A 13670-nucleotide genomic window follows, 5' to 3' on the forward strand; every position below is an offset into this window, starting at 1 on the left:
AAGCTCAGGCAGCGAAGCCTTCGCTCATGTCACCCATCGATTCACGCAGCTTCTTCATCGCGTTCTTCTCGAGCTGACGGATACGCTCGGCAGAGACGCCATAGATGTCGGCAAGCTCGTGCAGAGTCGACTTGTTGTCACTCAGCCAGCGCTGCTGGAGGATGTCGCGTGAGCGCTCATCCAGTGCCGCCAGCGCCTTGAGCAGACGACCGTGGGAGTCGTCTTCCAGGTCCTGCTGTTCCACCTGGGCAGCCGGATCGAGGCTGTGATCTTCCAGATAGTTGGCCGGCGCCTGATAGGCAGAGCTCTCGTCATCGCTGGGGCCGGCGTCGAAGCCTGCATCGTGGGCAGAGAGACGGCTTTCCATCTCACGCACCACGGCAGGTTTGACGTCCAGATCGCCCGCGATGGCATCCACTTCATCGTTGTTCAACCAGGCAAGACGCTTCTTGGCGCCACGCAGGTTGAAGAACAGCTTGCGCTGAGCCTTGGTGGTCGCGACCTTCACGATGCGCCAGTTGCGCAGCACGAACTCGTGAATCTCGGCCTTGATCCAATGCACGGCAAAGGAGACGAGGCGTACGCCCTGATGCGGGTCGAAACGCTTGACCGCCTTCATCAGGCCGACGTTACCTTCCTGGATCAGGTCCGCCTGCTGCAAGCCATAGCCGCTGTAGCTGCGCGCGATATGCACGACGAAGCGCAGGTGCGACATGACGAGTCGACGGGCCGACTCCAGATGATTCTCTTCATGCAACCGCAGGGCCAGCTCATGCTCTTCTTCGGCAGTAAGCACAGCGATACGGTTCACCGACTGAATATAGCCGTTTAGATCTTGACCCGGTGACAGGTGGCCAAGTGGCTGAAGACTGGTGCTCATAGTGCAGATGTCTCCATGGTTGCCTAACACGCATGCAAGTAGTGAGACTGTGAAGGGTGGGACAGGTTCCCGTCAATAGCTGTACATGGCGTGTACAATTGTCATGACGAGTAGCACTTCGTAACGCTGTCGGGTGTGTGGTGCGTTTAACCACCCACCAGCCCCCTTCACTGACGCCCGACAGGAATGTTGTCGGAACGTAACTTTTGACCTTCCTGGGCAGAAACACTGGCTGAAAACCGCGAAAAATAATCGGAATCAGCGCGGAGAAATACTCGCCAGATGACGTCCGACCGCGATCCAGGCCCCTATCCAGCCCAATATTGTACTCGAAAACAGCAGCGTGGCACCCCCTGCAACGCCCAGCGCGGGCAACACATAGTTGCCGCCATAACTTTGTACAAGGGCCGTCACGGGTGCCGCCAGCCAGTTGCCGCCAAGTGCCAGGATTCCGCAGGCCAGCAGCCCTCCTCCCAGACCGTACCAGGCACCGCTGTAGAGAAAGGGACGCCGCACGAAGGCGTGGGTCGCTCCGATCAGGGTCACGACCTCGATCTCCTGGCGGCGACTCTCCACGGACAGGCGGATGGTATTGCCCACCACCAGCAACACGCCCAGCCCGAAGAGTAACGCGAGTCCCAGCGTCACTTTCTGACCCAGCTCACCCAATTGGCGCAGACGCTCGAGCCAGGCCAGATCCAGACGTGCGCTGGCGACACCCGGCTCGCCCTCGAGGCGCATGGCCAGGGCGCGGACGGACTCCGGCGTGGTGTCCAGCGGCGTGATGACGATGCTGGCCGGCAGGGGGTTGTCATCCAGCAGACTCAGCGAGCGCTTGAGGTCCAGCGCCTGGGCGAATTCCTGCATGCCCTCGGCGGCGGTGATCAGCCGCACTCCCCCGACACCGGCAGCGTCGCGCAGCGAGTCCGACAGCGTCAGCGCCTGGCTCTCGTCGACCGAGGTCTCGAGATAGAGGGTGAGCTGGGCGCTGTCATTGAGCTCATTGTCGAGCAGGCGTGCGCTGTCCAGTGCCAGCCACAGCGCCGCCGGCAACGTCAGTGCGATGGCGATGGCCAGCATGGTCAGCAGGCTGGCGATGGGCGCGACCAGCAGGCGGCGTGCGCTGTCGCGCGCCATGGCAGCGTGATGACGCAGCCAGCTGCGGTAGCGGCTCTCGACCGAGACACGACTGGAGCGCGCGCCCTTGCGCGCCGCACGCTCGGCGGCCTCCGGTGATTCAGGCGCCTGCGCGGCGGACTTGCGGGTACGCGTCTCGGCGCGGGACTGGCCACGCTCGCGTGAAGAAGAGGGAGACTCGTTGCGGGAACGCGGGGGGCTCATCGGGCATCCTTGTCGGCGATCAGACGACCATCGGACAGCTCCAGCGTGCGATGGTGCAGGCGGGCGATCAGCGCCAGGTCGTGACTGGCAATCATCACCGTGGTACCGATGCGATTGAAGTCCTCGAACAGGCGCATGATATCGGCGGACAGTGCCGGGTCCAGATTGCCTGTCGGCTCATCGGCCAGCAGCAGCGCGGGCTTGTTGACCACGGCGCGCGCGATGCCGACCCGCTGCTGCTCACCACCGGACAGCTCGATCGGCAGCGCCTTCTCACGATGCAGAAGGCCGACCTTGTCGAGCGCCGCCCGCACCCGCCGCGCCTGTTCACGCGGCGGAACCCCCTGGATCATCAGCGGCAGGGCCACGTTGTGGAAGATGTTGCGGTCGGTCAGCAGCTGGTGGTCCTGGAAGACCACGCCGATCTGGCGGCGGTAATACGGCACCTGGGAGGTATGCAGTCGCCCGATATCGTGCCCCGCTACCAGAATGCGCCCACGCGAGGGGCGCTCGAGGAGCATGATCAGCTTGAGCAACGAGCTCTTGCCGGCACCGGAATGGCCTGTCAGAAAGACCATCTCGCCACGCTCGACCCTGAAGTCGAGCCCGGCCAGTGCATCGAAGCGCCCTCCATAGCGCTTGCCGACATGCTCGAAGGCAATCATGCCTCGCGCGACTCGGCGTTGGCCTCTTCGCTTGCCTCATCGCCAGCACGTGCAAACAGGGCACTGACGAAGTCATCAGCCGCGAAGGGACGCAGGTCATCGACACCTTCCCCGACACCGATATAGCGGATCGGCAGATTGAGCTGCTTGGCCAGCGCGAAGATGATGCCGCCCTTGGCGGTCCCATCCAGCTTGGTCAGCGTCAGGCCGGTGATGTTGACCGCTTCATGGAAGGTGGAGGCCTGTGACAGCGCGTTCTGGCCGGTACCGGCATCCAGCACCAGCATCACCTCGTGGGGCGCGGACACATCCAGCTTGGCCATCACGCGCTGCACCTTCTTGAGCTCTTCCATCAGGTGGCTCTTGTTGTGCAGGCGGCCCGCGGTATCGGCGATCAGGATATCGACGTTACGCGCCTTGGCGGCTTCCAGGGCGTCATAGATGACCGAGGCACTGTCGGCGCCGGTATGCTGAGCGATGACCGGCACCTTGTTGCGCTCACCCCAGACCTTGAGCTGCTCCACCGCCGCGGCGCGGAAGGTATCGCCCGCCGCCAGCATCACGCTGCGGCCCTGGCTCTGATAGCGCTTGGCCAGCTTGCCGATGGTGGTGGTCTTGCCGACGCCGTTGACGCCGATCATCAGGATCACGAAGGGACCACTGCCCTTGGCCGGCAGCTCCAGGTCCTTGGCGACCGGCGCCAGCATCACGCGCAGCTCTTCCTGCAGCGCTTCATAGAGCGCCTGCGGCTCCTTCAATTCCTTGCGCGAGATACGCGCGGTCAGGTTGTCGATGATCTCGGTGGTCGCCTCGATGCCCACGTCTGCCATCAGCAGCTGGGTCTCGAGGTCTTCCATCAGCTCATCATCGATCTGCTTCTTGCCGAGGAACAGGCTGGCGACGCCCTCGGTCAGATTGGCGCGTGTCTTGCCAAGACCGGCCTTGATGCGCGCGAAGAAGCCACGACGCGGCTTTTCCCGACCATCGCGGGCCGTATCACGCGCAGCGTCATCCTCGACCACGGCGTCTGCGCCAGCAGCGGCAGCCTCGGCGGCACGTGCTTCTTCTTCCTGGCGAGCCTGTTCCAGCGCGGCCTGCTCTTCGGCCTCGATGGCGGCCAGCTGCGCGGCGGCCTGACGCTCTTCTTCCTCGCGAGCCGCGATACGCGCCTCTTCGGCACGCGCTTCACTGGCGGCTTCTTCCGCACGGGCCTGAGCGGCCTGTTCGGCAGCGATACGCTCGGCCTCTGCCTGGGCGGCCTGCTCGGCAGCCAGACGTTCCGCCTCTTCCCGGGCGGCCTTTTCGGCGGCGACGCGTTCTGCAGCGGCCTGCTCCTGGGCGATACGCTCGGCTTCGTCTCGGGCGGCCTGCTCCTGAGCGGCCTGCTCCTGCGCTGCGCGTTCCTGGGCGATGCGCTCGGCCTCTGCCTCTGCCTTGGCGGCCTGGTCGGCAGCCGCCTGCTCAGAGGCACGGCGCTCGGCTTCAGCTTCGGCTTTCTGCTCTTCGAGCTTCTGAGCCTCGGCCTGCTGCTCTTCGGCCTTCTGAGCCTCGACCCGAGCCGCCTCTTCACCGGCAAGGCGCTCTGCCTCTACCTTCTCGGCCTCGAGACGCTTCGCCTCGAGCCGCGCTGCCTGCTCGGCATCGGCTTGCTCGTGGGGCGTGGCGTCTTGTGTCTGTTCAAGAGCCTGTTGCTCGAGGGCCTGCTGCTCGGAGGCTTTCTGCTCCTGAGCCTTGTGTTTCTTGCGCTTGAAAAAACCGAACATGGCGAGACAGTCCTGAACTCGTGAAAGTGGCGTCATCCTACCATCCCTTCGGGGCTGAAGGTACGCACCGCGCGGCATCCGGCGTCGCACATGCTAGACTCGCGGCATGAAAAAACGCGCATCCTCCCAAGGCCCCGCACGGGGCAAATCCAACGCGCCCTCGCGCGCTGACAAACAGAGCGGCAAGCGTGGCCAGGCCGCCGGTGGGCCAGGTCGCCTGCGCATCATCGGCGGGCGCTTCAAGCGCCGCCTGCTCAACGTGATCGACGCACCGGGTCTGCGCCCGACGCCCGACCGCGTGCGTGAGACGCTCTACAACTGGCTGGGCTTTCATGTCGGCGGCGCCCGCGTGCTTGATCTCTATGCCGGCAGCGGCGCGCTGGGCCTCGAGGCGCTGTCGCGTGAGGCGGCGCATGTCACCTTCGTGGAGCGCGACAGCCGCGTCGCGCGTGCGCTCGAAGCCAATCTCGCGACCCTCGCCAACGGCGACAACCTGCCAACGCAGGTGGTGACCGGCGATGTCCTGCACTGGCTCGAGACGGCCACTCCCGCTACCGGCGGCATGGATCTGGTGCTGCTCGACCCGCCCTTCCGGCTCGAGCTGGCCGCCGCGAGCTGCGCGCTGCTCGAAGCGCATGGCTGGCTGAGCGATGACGCCATGATCTATCTGGAAGTGGAATCCGGCCTCGACCCCGTGGTGCCCGCCAACTGGCAGCTGCACCGGGAAAGCCGCGCCGGCGACAGTCATGGCCGCCTGTATCGGCGCCATCCGCCCGCCTGAGCCACCTTCCCACTTGTGTCGACTCAGGCGGCGTCGTAGTCTGCCTGCAGGCGGGTATCGCTGCGCCATCCGGCAAGGATTCCCGACATGGCCGATATTCATCGCACCAGCATTTACCGCATACCTTTACCGCCCTCAACGAACCCCCTCGGGCCACGACCGTGACTCGACAAGGAGATAGCATGAGCACCGAACTCTTTACCCAACTTGAGCAGAAAGTCGGCCAGGCCATCGACAGCATCGAGATGCTGAAGATGGAAGTCGAAGAGCTGAAGGAAGAGAACCAGCGCCTGACCGAAGCCAAGACAGGTCAGGGCGAAGAGCTGGAGCAGCTGCGCCAGACCAACGCTCAACTGCAGGAAGAGCGTGACCAGTGGGCACAGCGTCTGGAAGCACTGGTCGCACGCTTCAGCGAGACCGAGAGCGAAACCCAGAGCGCCTGATGCTCCCGCGCGTCCTGCGCGCTGGGCCGCGTGAACATGCACTCTTGAACAATGGCTCTTGAACAGGAGCGCTTGAACAAGAGTTCATGAACAGGGCCTCATGAAAACGCCGCCGACAGGAGACTGTCGGCGGCGTTTTCGTATCGGCGCCAGCACCAGAGCGATGCCGGAGCCCAAGACAGAAGAGCCAGGATCACTCCAGCGGCAGCGACATGAGCCAGGCATCTTCACGCCCGCCGTCCGCCAGCGGATAGTAGCCCTTGCGCACTCCATCCCGGGTGAAACCGGCTTTCGCATAGAGGGCTGCGGCGGCGGCATTGCTGGCGCGCACCTCCAGCAGCAGACGCTCAAGCCCCGAGTCACGCTGCCAGTCACGCGCCCGCGCGATGGCGGCGGCCAAAAGGCGTGCACCGACGCCCTGCCCGCGCTGCGCGGCGTGCACGGTGATCGCCTCGATCTCGGCCTCGAAGGGCCCACGCGCCAGCACCACGAAGCCGATCAGCTCCGCGGCCGACGACTCACCGTCCGACGACTCACAGGCCTGCCACCAGGCGCCCAGCACGCAGCGCGCGTCATCGTTGAGCACATCGACCAGCTGTGACTGGCTCAGGCCGTGTGCCTGGCTGGCCTCGATGGCCTCAAGCGCCAGCAGAGTCGCTTGATCATCGGCCAGCTCACGCAGCTCGAGGCGCCGGGCAGCTGACTCGCTCATGAGGCGTCCGTCTGCGGCGATGCCGACTGCCACTCGCGTCCCCAGCGGATCAACAGCGGCCACAGATTGCGCTTGGCCTCACTGGAGCGCGCCAGCGCCGGCAGTGCCGGCCCCTGCCAGACCGGCAGGTTCAGCAGACTTGAAGTCGCCTCTCCGCGCTCGGAAGCGGTGATGCCGAGCACCTCGCGCAGCGTCTCGCTGGCCTCATCGCTGCCGAAGATCAACAGCCGCTCCGGCTGCCAGCCGCGCCGCGCCGGGCCACTCAGGAAGGCATGCAATCCTTCGCGGGCTTCTTCGAGTGGCGCACTGGCCTTGAGGTTGGGCAACAGCGGCCAGCGGAAGTGGCTGAAGGAAAGCCCTGATGCCGCCTCGATACCGGCGGCGCGCCACAACGCCTTGAGCAAGGCTTCCCCTTCCAGATGCGGTGCCTCGTCACCGGGCAGCATGATCAACCAGCGTCCTTCCAGCGCCGCCAGCTGAACGCTGAAGCGCAGTGGCGGCTTGTCTGCCGCTGGCGGTGTCACTGCCTCATCTGCTGCCGGTGCCTCGGCCGTGACCTGCGTCGGCGGCGTCCCCCACGAGGCGGTGCTGCTGGTCTCGGCAGCGCCGGGCGTCGGCGAGGCAGCCGCAACGGGGGCTTCGACCGCCGCCGGCGCCATGCCCAGCAAGGCGCGCGCACTCGAGGCCGGAGAAGGCCCTGCCGGGCGTGGTGAAGCGCTGCCGGCCATGCCACCAGCCTGAGCGGAGGAGCCATGACCGGCCTCCGCCGTCTGGTGGGCAGCAGGCGGACGCGGCGCCTCATCGATCAGCGCGTGCAGGCGCGCCTGGGGCGCGACCGCCTCCGCCGCTTGCGGCTCGGGCCAGTCACACGCCTGGGTGGGCAAGGCATTGGGTAGCTGATAGCGACCGACCCAGGCGGTCAGTCCCATCGCGTCCAGATATTGCAGGCGTTGCGGTTCAGGGGTCATGGTCAGTGCTTGCCGCCGCCCAGACAGTTGGGGGAATCCGGAATCTCGCCGCCGCGTGCCGCCCACTCCTGCGCGGTGTACAGGTGCAGTGCCAGTGCATGCACCGGGCCATCCAGCTCTTCGCTGAGCAAGGCATACAGCTGCTGGTGACGCTTGACCCGCGACAGGCCGCTGAAGCGATCGCTGACCAGCGTGACCTTGAAGTGGGTCTCGGAATTGGCCGGCACGCTATGCATATGGCTCTCGTTGACGACTTCGACCATCAACGGGTCAAGCGTCGCGAGCTTGGTGTCTATCTGGGTCTGGATGCTCATGCGCAATCTCCTTGAAGGGGGGGAAGCCGCACGACGGACATGCGGAAAATTGAGGGTGACGATGCGATCGCCACAACGCAAATGGCCTCGGGCATTTTGCCCGAGGCCATTGTAGCGTCTGTCGCCATCACTGACAGTCATTGCTGACGGCGCTTGCTGACAGCTCTTGCGGAAAGTGCGGCGACGGCGGTCATCACGCGTCTGACAATCGGCCAATCGGCGCGATCACACCGGAGATTCAGTCCAAATCGGCCAGCAGCTCGTCATCGACTTCGCTGACTTCCAGCGGTGCCTCGTCGTCCAGGTCGACCGCCAGATAGCTGTGCTCGACGGTCAGGAAGCGCTCGAAGAGTGCCTTGTCCATCGGCTCCGGCCAATGGCGGGTGTCTTCTTCCCAGGCGCGCAGCTCGCTTTCCAGCACGTCCAGCCAGCGCTCGGAGACGAAGCCGTCCAGCGCCTCACGCGTGTCCATCTCGGGAATCAGGTAGACGGTGCTCTCCTGATTGACATCCTCCAGCGCCAGATCCTCGCCTCCCTCGCCTTCGGATTCCAGCGAGTTGATCCAGTCGACAAACGCCTGGGTCGGCTTGACGCTCAGGGCGGAACGGTTAAGCAGCTTCATTCTGCACTCTCCAGGACATTCAGGGACAATTCCGAGACAGGACACACCGTGGATGGCAGCGCCGCTCATAAAGCAGGCACGCGATGCGGGTGAGCCTCGAGGCGCCCAGTGCGTCACCCTGGCAGTGCCAGGGCGCCAGCAGACTGGACGCCGACCATTATGGCCGCTCGCGGGCAACAAAGCCAAGCGCCACCTTGCCTCATCGGCACCGATCATGCCCCGCGAGGCACTCGTCGTCAGTCATTCGTGTGAGCCAGAGACCACAACGCCCCCGATCAGGGATCGGAGGCGTTGTGAGTGCCCTCATCGTGACGGGCTGGCGGCCGACTGCTCAGCCCTGCTGCGGACGCATCGCCGGGAACAGCAGCACGTCGCGGATGGAGGCGCTGTCGGTCAGCAGCATCACCAGACGGTCGATGCCGATGCCTTCACCGGCGGTCGGCGGCATGCCGTATTCCAGCGCGCGCACGTAGTCGGCGTCGTAGAACATGGCTTCGTCATCACCAGCGTCCTTCTCGGCCACCTGGGCCTGGAAGCGTTCGGCCTGGTCTTCAGCGTCGTTGAGCTCCGAGAAGCCATTGGCGATCTCGCGGCCACCGACGAAGAACTCGAAGCGATCGGTCACGTGCGGGTTGGCATCGTTGCGACGCGCCAGCGGGCTGACCTCGGCCGGATATTCGGTGATGAAGGTCGGCTGGTCGAGACGGTGCTCGGCGACTTCCTCGAAGATCTCGGTCTCGAGCTTGCCCAGACCCCAGATCGGCTTGACCTGGATGCCGAGACGCTCGGCCGTGGCGCGCGCGGCGGCGTAATCGGCCAGGTCGGCTTCGGTGATGCCATCGCCGTACTTGATGATCGACTCACGCATGGTCATCTGGATGAACGGCTGGCTCAGGTCGTACTCGCTGCCCTGGCAGGTGATCTGCGTGGTGCCGAGCACTTCCTGGGCCGCGGTGCGGATCATGTCTTCGGTGAGCGCGATCAGGTCACGGTAGTCCGCGTAGGCCCAGTAGAACTCGAGCATGGTGAACTCGGGGTTGTGACGCGTCGACAGCCCTTCGTTGCGGAAGTTGCGGTTGATCTCGAACACGCGCTCGAAGCCACCCACCACCAGACGCTTGAGGTACAGCTCCGGCGCGATGCGCAGGTACATTTCCATGTCCAGCGCATTGTGGTGCGTGATGAACGGACGCGCGGTCGCGCCACCCGGAATCTGCTGCAGCATCGGCGTCTCGACTTCCATGAAGCCGCGATCGCTGAGGAAGCGACGGATGGAGGCGACGATGCCGGCACGCAGCGCGAAGGTGCGGCGTGACTGCTCGTTCATGATCAGGTCGACATAACGCTGGCGATAGCGCATTTCCTGATCGGACAGACCGTGGAACTTGTCCGGCAGCGGACGCAGGTTCTTGGTCATCAGCTGGGCGCTTTCGATCATGACGTACAGATCGCCCTTGCCGGATTTGTGCACCGGACCACTGGCACCGACGATGTCACCGATATCCCAGCTCTTGATGTCCTCGAGCAGCGCTTCCGGCAGGCCCTTCTTGTCGACGTAGAGCTGAATCTGACCGGAGACTTCCTGCAGAACGATGAAGGGGCCACGTTTGCGCATGATACGCCCGGCGACGGCGGCCTTGCGGTCCAGCGTCTCCAGCTCGGCCTTGTCCTTCTCGCCCAGCTCTTCCATCAGGTCAGCGGCGAGGCTGTCACGACGGAAATCATTCGGGAAGGCACTCTTGCCTTCGGCGGCGGCCTGCTCGCGGCGGGCGTTCAGCTTGGCGCGACGTTCGGCGATCAGGCGGTTCTCTTCCTGAGCCTGTTCGGCGGCCTGCTGCTCATCAATGGCGGGGGTCTGCTCTGTCGACATGGAGGGGCCTGTCTCGTGTCAAAGGGTCATGGCCTGGGCCACGACAGATCATGGTCAGCCTGACGATTGTGACCATCAGTGCTGACCGCGATACGGGGATTCGTGGCCTCCGCCGGCGATACCGGCGGAGGCGAATAGGCGCTGGGCCGCGAGGGAACTCGCGCTCAGAGCCCCATCTTGAGGCTGGCGACGATGAAGTCATCGAGGTCGCCGTCGAGCACCTTGTCACAGTTGCTCGACTGGACGCTGGTCCGCAGGTCCTTGATGCGCTGGTCATCGAGGACGTAGGAGCGGATCTGGCTGCCCCAACCGATATCGGACTTGGAGTCCTCGAGTTCCTGCTTGGCCGCGTTGCGCTTCTGCATCTCGGCTTCGTAGATCCGCGCCTTCAGCATCTTCATGGCGCGATCACGGTTGGAGTGCTGACTGCGCTCGGTCTGGCAGGCCGCCACGATGCCTGTCGGCACGTGGGTGATACGTACCGCGGAGTCGGTGGTGTTGACGTGCTGACCACCGGCACCGGAGGAGCGATAGGTATCGGTGCGCAGGTCGGCCGGGTTGATGTCGATCTCGATGTTGTCATCGATTTCCGGCGACACGAACACGGACGCGAACGAGGTGTGACGACGGCCGCCGGAGTCGAAGGGACTCTTGCGCACCAGACGGTGGACACCCAGCTCGGTGCGCAGCCACCCGAAGGCGTAATCGCCCTCGACGTGGATGGTCGCGGACTTGATGCCGGCGACTTCACCGGCGCTCGCCTCGACGATCTCGGTCTTGAAACCGTGATGCTCGGCCCAGCGCAGGTACATGCGCAGCAACATGTTGCCCCAATCCTGCGCTTCGGTACCGCCGGAGCCTGCCTGGATGTCGAGGTAGGCGTTGTTGGCGTCCATCTCACCCGAGAACATGCGACGGAACTCGAGCTTCTCGAGACTGGCCTTGAGCTGGTCCAGCTCGCGGACGACTTCGTCCACGGTGCCTTCATCCTCTTCCTCGACCGCCATTTCCAGCAGGTCGGAGCAGTCGGACAGACCGTTGCTCATGTCGTCGAGGGTCTTGACGACCAGCTCCAGCGACGCACGTTCCTTGCCGAGCTTCTGCGCGTAGTCCGGGTCATTCCAGACATCCGGATTCTCGAGCTCGCGAGTGACTTCCTCTAGCCGATCCTGCTTTTCGGCATAGTCAAAGGTACCCCCTCAGGACTTCTGCCCTTTCGGACAGGCCCTTGATGAGGTTGGTGATCGGATTGATCTCTTGCATGGTCGTCCTGTCTTGAGGCGATGATGCGTGAATGGGTGCGCGGCGATCCTGTCGCAAGCGACGGGCTCCGCCACATGCCACCCGAGGGTGCATGTGCAGACCGACAGCGCGCAAAGCCCGATATTGTAGCCATTTCCCGGCGTGGCGACCATGCCCGGCCCATCATCCGTGGCCAGCGGGCAAGCGACGGCTCTCGGCTGCCAGGCATGCCGCCCTCAGCGGGCAGGCGACGAATACGACCAAAGTGATTCAAAGGCCCGTCAGCCCCGAATGGCCCGAGTTTCCACGCCTTGCATGACGTTTATCGAATGCATGCATAAGCCATCTATTTTTTAACATGGACAGCGGGCAGGAAAAGATTCGATGGTAGAAGGCGACACTCGTATTACCCCTAACAACAATAGCGAGCCTCCCTATCATGGCACGACTGTACTCCCCCTCTCACACCCCGGCGCTCCCCGGACGCTTCGCGCTCAAACGCCTGGCAGGTTCTCTGCTGCTGGCCGGGGGCATCGTTGCCTCCCAGGGCATCATGGCCGACACGCTCAAGCTGGCGATCATGGGTGAACCGGCCTCGCTGGACCCGCAGCAGATCTCCGGTACCTGGGAAAATGACGTGGTGGGCGACCTCTTCGAGGGCCTGGTCACCGAAGCCGCCGATGGCGAGCGCATCCCCGGCGCGGCCGAGTCGTGGCAGATTTCCGACGATGGCAAGACCTATACCTTCACGCTGCGCGAGGACGGCAAGTGGTCAGACGGTGAGCCGGTGACCGCCGAGGACTTCGTGTACGCGCTCAAGCGCATCATGACGCCGGAAAATGCCTCGGATTACGCCTACATCCTGTATCCGATCAAGAATGCCAAGGCCATCAACAGCGGCGAGGCCGAGCCGGACACCCTCGGCGTGCGTGCCGTGGATGATCACACCCTCGAGATCACTCTCGAGCGCCCGACCCCCTACTTCCTGGATCAGCTGTCGCACTACACCGCCTACCCGCTGCCCAAACATGTGGTGGAGAAGTACGGCAAGGACTGGACCGACCCCGGCAAGATGGTCTCCAACGGTGCCTTCGAGCTGAGCGAGTGGCAGCCACAGACCCGCATCGTCGCGCTCAAGAATCCTGAGTTCCACGATGCCAATGAGGTCGCGCTGGATGAGGTGATCTACTACCCCATCGAGGAGCGCAACAGCGCCCTGAAGCGCTTCCGCGCCGGCGAGATCGACATCGCGCGCGAATTCCCGACCCAGCAATACGGCTGGCTGAAGGACAACCTGCCGGACGCCACCCACGTCGCGCCCTACCTGGGCATCTACTACTACGTGCTCAACTCGCGCGATGGCCATGCCACGGCAGACCCGCGCGTGCGCGAGGCGCTCAACCTCTCCATCCGCCGCAACATCATCACCGACAAGATTCTCGGCACCGGCGAAGTGCCGGCCTACAGCTTCGTGCCCACCGGCGTGAACCATTACGACATCCAGGAGATGGCCTTCAAGGACATGTCGATGGATGAGCGCATGCAGAAGGCCCGGTCCCTGATGGAAGAGGCTGGCTACGGCCCGGACAACCCGCTGGAGCTGACCCTGCGCTACAACACCAGCGAAGACCACAAGAAGGTGGCCATCGCCGCCGCCGCGATGTGGAAGCCGCTGGGCGTGAAGGTCAATCTGCTGAATGCCGAAGTCGCGGTGCACTACGAGGACATGCGCCAGGGCAAGTTCGATGTCGGCCGCGCCGGCTGGATAGGCGACTACAACGACGCCCAGAACTTCCTCAACCTGCTGGAAAGCGGCGTGCCCAACAACTACGGCGCCTATTCCAACAGTGCGCTGGATGACGACATGCAAGAGGCCGCCAATACGCTCGACATGGAGGATCGCGAGGCACTGATGCAGGACGCCGAGCGCAAGGCGCTGGATGACTACGCCGTGCTGCCGATCTACTACTACGTGTCGCGCAATCTGGTGAACCCCAAGCTCAGCGGCTGGAAGAACAACATCGAGGATACCCACCGCTCGCGCTGGGTCTCGTTCTCCGAGTGAGGCG

At 64.2% G+C, this 13670-nt stretch carries 13 protein-coding genes; 3 read left to right on the forward strand and 10 right to left on the reverse strand.

Annotated features, from left to right (window positions below; all coding sequences use genetic code 11):
* Positions 1–4: 4 nt before the first annotated feature.
* The 4 genes from rpoH to ftsY all read right to left on the reverse strand — a co-directional run bounded on the left by rpoH (position 5) and on the right by ftsY (position 4298).
* The gene (rpoH, locus tag CLAM6_RS16095; protein WP_043336284.1) at positions 5–880 is read right to left on the reverse strand and encodes an RNA polymerase sigma factor RpoH; all 876 of its coding nucleotides are present in this window, start codon (positions 878–880) and stop codon (positions 5–7) included.
* A 258-nt stretch (positions 881–1138) separates the two neighbouring features.
* Complete coding sequence (ftsX, locus tag CLAM6_RS16100; RefSeq protein WP_153636619.1) at positions 1139–2221, reverse strand: permease-like cell division protein FtsX; 1083 nt, start codon at positions 2219–2221, stop codon at positions 1139–1141.
* Entirely contained in the window at positions 2218–2886 is a 669-nt protein-coding gene (ftsE, locus tag CLAM6_RS16105; protein ID WP_043336289.1) for a cell division ATP-binding protein FtsE, read from the reverse strand. Before ftsE ends, ftsX begins: the two co-directional genes overlap by 4 nt.
* Positions 2883–4298, reverse strand: a complete 1416-nt coding sequence (gene ftsY / locus CLAM6_RS16110) for a signal recognition particle-docking protein FtsY (RefSeq protein WP_197738771.1) — start codon at positions 4296–4298, stop codon at positions 2883–2885. Before ftsY ends, ftsE begins: the two co-directional genes overlap by 4 nt.
* Positions 4299–4755: 457 nt before the next feature.
* Here ftsY and rsmD point away from each other — a divergent pair, with 457 nt between their 5' ends.
* Together rsmD and zapB are read left to right on the forward strand one after the other, a co-directional pair.
* Complete coding sequence (rsmD, locus tag CLAM6_RS16115; RefSeq protein ID WP_153636621.1) at positions 4756–5430, forward strand: 16S rRNA (guanine(966)-N(2))-methyltransferase RsmD; 675 nt, start codon at positions 4756–4758, stop codon at positions 5428–5430.
* Positions 5431–5612: 182 nt separating this feature from the next.
* Complete coding sequence (gene zapB, locus CLAM6_RS16120) at positions 5613–5873, forward strand: cell division protein ZapB (RefSeq protein ID WP_054556544.1); 261 nt, start codon at positions 5613–5615, stop codon at positions 5871–5873.
* Positions 5874–6066: 193 nt separating this feature from the next.
* Here the strand turns inward: zapB and CLAM6_RS16125 are convergent, their stop codons facing one another.
* The 6 genes from CLAM6_RS16125 to prfB all read right to left on the reverse strand — a co-directional run bounded on the left by CLAM6_RS16125 (position 6067) and on the right by prfB (position 11622).
* Positions 6067–6585, reverse strand: coding sequence for a GNAT family N-acetyltransferase (locus CLAM6_RS16125; RefSeq protein WP_153636622.1), 519 nt, complete (start codon positions 6583–6585; stop codon positions 6067–6069).
* Positions 6582–7553 (reverse strand): hypothetical protein, encoded by a 972-nt coding sequence (locus tag CLAM6_RS16130; protein WP_153636623.1) that lies wholly within the window; start codon positions 7551–7553, stop codon positions 6582–6584. Before CLAM6_RS16130 ends, CLAM6_RS16125 begins: the two co-directional genes overlap by 4 nt.
* A 2-nt stretch (positions 7554–7555) precedes the next feature.
* On the reverse strand, positions 7556–7867 hold the full coding sequence (locus CLAM6_RS16135) for a BolA family protein (RefSeq protein ID WP_043336297.1): 312 nt from the start codon (positions 7865–7867) through the stop codon (positions 7556–7558).
* Between the two features lie 238 nt (positions 7868–8105).
* The gene (locus CLAM6_RS16140; protein WP_043336300.1) at positions 8106–8489 is read right to left on the reverse strand and encodes a hypothetical protein; all 384 of its coding nucleotides are present in this window, start codon (positions 8487–8489) and stop codon (positions 8106–8108) included.
* Between the two features lie 331 nt (positions 8490–8820).
* A complete protein-coding gene (lysS, locus tag CLAM6_RS16145; protein WP_153636624.1) occupies positions 8821–10359 on the reverse strand; it encodes a lysine--tRNA ligase in 1539 nt (512 codons plus the stop codon).
* Positions 10360–10523: 164 nt separating this feature from the next.
* Positions 10524–11622 (reverse strand): peptide chain release factor 2 gene (gene prfB / locus CLAM6_RS16150; RefSeq protein WP_153636625.1). Its coding sequence is split into 2 segments (ribosomal slippage): positions 10524–11546 and positions 11548–11622, totalling 1098 coding nucleotides; the frame shifts between segments, so codons are not numbered across the junction.
* A gap of 418 nt (positions 11623–12040) precedes the next feature.
* Here prfB and CLAM6_RS16155 point away from each other — a divergent pair.
* Entirely contained in the window at positions 12041–13666 is a 1626-nt protein-coding gene (locus CLAM6_RS16155; protein ID WP_153636626.1) for a peptide ABC transporter substrate-binding protein, read from the forward strand.
* Positions 13667–13670: the final 4 nt, after the last annotated feature.

This window comes from Cobetia sp. AM6, assembly GCF_009617955.1.
Lineage (GTDB): Bacteria > Pseudomonadota > Gammaproteobacteria > Pseudomonadales > Halomonadaceae > Cobetia > Cobetia amphilecti.

Bases quoted from the DNA above. Each gene is read 5' to 3' on its own strand.
- rpoH (WP_043336284.1), bottom strand. From the start codon at position 880: ATGAGCACCAGTCTTCAGCCACTTGGCCACCTGTCACCGGGTCAAGAT.
- ftsX (WP_153636619.1), bottom strand. From the start codon at position 2,221: ATGAGCCCCCCGCGTTCCCGCAACGAGTCTCCCTCTTCTTCACGCGAG.
- ftsE (WP_043336289.1), bottom strand. From the start codon at position 2,886: ATGATTGCCTTCGAGCATGTCGGCAAGCGCTATGGAGGGCGCTTCGAT.
- rsmD (WP_153636621.1), top strand. From the start codon at position 4,756: ATGAAAAAACGCGCATCCTCCCAAGGCCCCGCACGGGGCAAATCCAAC.
- zapB (WP_054556544.1), top strand. From the start codon at position 5,613: ATGAGCACCGAACTCTTTACCCAACTTGAGCAGAAAGTCGGCCAGGCC.
- CLAM6_RS16125 (WP_153636622.1), bottom strand. From the start codon at position 6,585: ATGAGCGAGTCAGCTGCCCGGCGCCTCGAGCTGCGTGAGCTGGCCGAT.
- CLAM6_RS16130 (WP_153636623.1), bottom strand. From the start codon at position 7,553: ATGACCCCTGAACCGCAACGCCTGCAATATCTGGACGCGATGGGACTG.
- CLAM6_RS16135 (WP_043336297.1), bottom strand. From the start codon at position 7,867: ATGAGCATCCAGACCCAGATAGACACCAAGCTCGCGACGCTTGACCCG.
- CLAM6_RS16140 (WP_043336300.1), bottom strand. From the start codon at position 8,489: ATGAAGCTGCTTAACCGTTCCGCCCTGAGCGTCAAGCCGACCCAGGCG.
- lysS (WP_153636624.1), bottom strand. From the start codon at position 10,359: ATGTCGACAGAGCAGACCCCCGCCATTGATGAGCAGCAGGCCGCCGAA.
- CLAM6_RS16155 (WP_153636626.1), top strand. From the start codon at position 12,041: ATGGCACGACTGTACTCCCCCTCTCACACCCCGGCGCTCCCCGGACGC.